Origin of the sequence: Streptomyces sp. CC53 (assembly GCF_001865245.1) — a bacterium.
In the GTDB taxonomy this organism is placed as follows: Bacteria; Actinomycetota; Actinomycetes; order Streptomycetales; family Streptomycetaceae; genus Streptomyces.
The window spans coordinates 1-1,277 of sequence record NZ_MKXB01000133.1; the positions used below are offsets into that span (position 1 = coordinate 1).

Annotated in this window: 1 protein-coding gene; it reads right to left on the reverse strand. The window is 76.7% G+C overall.

Annotation, left to right across the window (positions count from 1 at the left end; genetic code table 11):
- Positions 1-369: 369 nt before the first annotated feature.
- A complete protein-coding gene (locus tag BJP40_RS12370) occupies positions 370-990 on the reverse strand; it encodes a DUF402 domain-containing protein (protein ID WP_071271043.1) in 621 nt (206 codons plus the stop codon).
- Between the last annotated feature and the right edge of the window lie 287 nt (positions 991-1,277).

Sequence of the window (1,277 nt, forward strand, 5' to 3'; positions counted from 1 at the left end):
GGCGCCGGGGGCCTCGGCCGTGTCGTGGGCCTCCCGCCGCGGCCGGGTGCGTTCCTGAGGCCGGGCAGCGAGCGGCTGCCGGCCTTCGTGGGAGGTGGGCTGCTCCGTCACGCGTGGGATTCCGTCCGTCCGGGCCGGTGGGGCGAGGCGATCGCTCTGTCAGGCGCTATACCCGCTGAGGGGGCGCCCTGTACAAGGGACGGCGGAGCCGTGCTCACCTCGGGCACGGCTCCACCCCCTCGTAGGTGACTAACGGTCAGTTCGATTCCTGTGCTCGGTCGTTGCTCCTGGCGCGGACCGCGGTGCGCGGCGGCGGGTACCCGGCGGAGGACGATCCTACGGTTAACCCCCAGGGGCGCATCAAGGGTCTCATGGAGCCGTGCGCGCCGGGGCGCGATCCCAGTCCGCGGGCAGCTCCGGCACCGTCCAGCCCGGGTCGGGCCGCCAGTGCTCCCAGCCGTCCGCGAAGGGCGTGCCCCAGGCGCGGATCACCGCCACGGCGGCCTCGCCCGCGGCCCGTACCCGGTCCGCCTGCCCGGCGTCCATGAGACCGGACCGCTGCGCCTGGGCGAACTCGTCCTCGTCCCGCCACAGCCAGCTGCCGTCCGGGTAGACGGAGATGTCGAGGAAGTGGTCCTCGGAGTCCACGCCGCCGGACCACCGCAGGCGCGGCGCCTCCAGGTTGACGTACCAGCTCCGGAACACCCAGTCGGGGTCCCAGAACAGCCACACCGACCACGGGTCCCCCGGTCGGGCCAGCTTCAGGACGCCCATCCCCGTCCAGCGCGCCCGGGTGGTCGTGCGGGGCGCGGTGTACCGGGTGGCGAGCGGCTCCTCGTGCACGGGGGTGCCGTCCACCAGCACCGGCTTGACGCACTCGGTGCCGGGCGCCATCCACACGGCGAGCAGGTCCGCGGTGTCCTGGACGACGGTGACGGGGCGGCAGATGTGGACGTGACCGTCGCCGTTGTCGCGGTACCGCCACAGGATCCGGCTGCCGGGCGCCCAGCGGGGCCCTCCTTCCGGCTCGGCGGTCCCGCCTCCCGGACCGGGGGCGCCCGCACCGGCGGTCCCGCCCGGGGCGGGAGCCGCAGCCGCGAGCGGGGAGGCGCCCGAGGCGGAAGCGGCGCCCGTGGCGCAGGAGTTCCGCGGGGCGGGCGCTGCGGGGGTGGCTCCCCTGGCGGGGGCCGACGCAGGGGTGGAGGAGGCCCGGGTGGCGGAGGCGGCCCCCGTGGCCGTCCCCGCCGCTCCGGGCGCACCCGGGCCCGCGTCGTCCC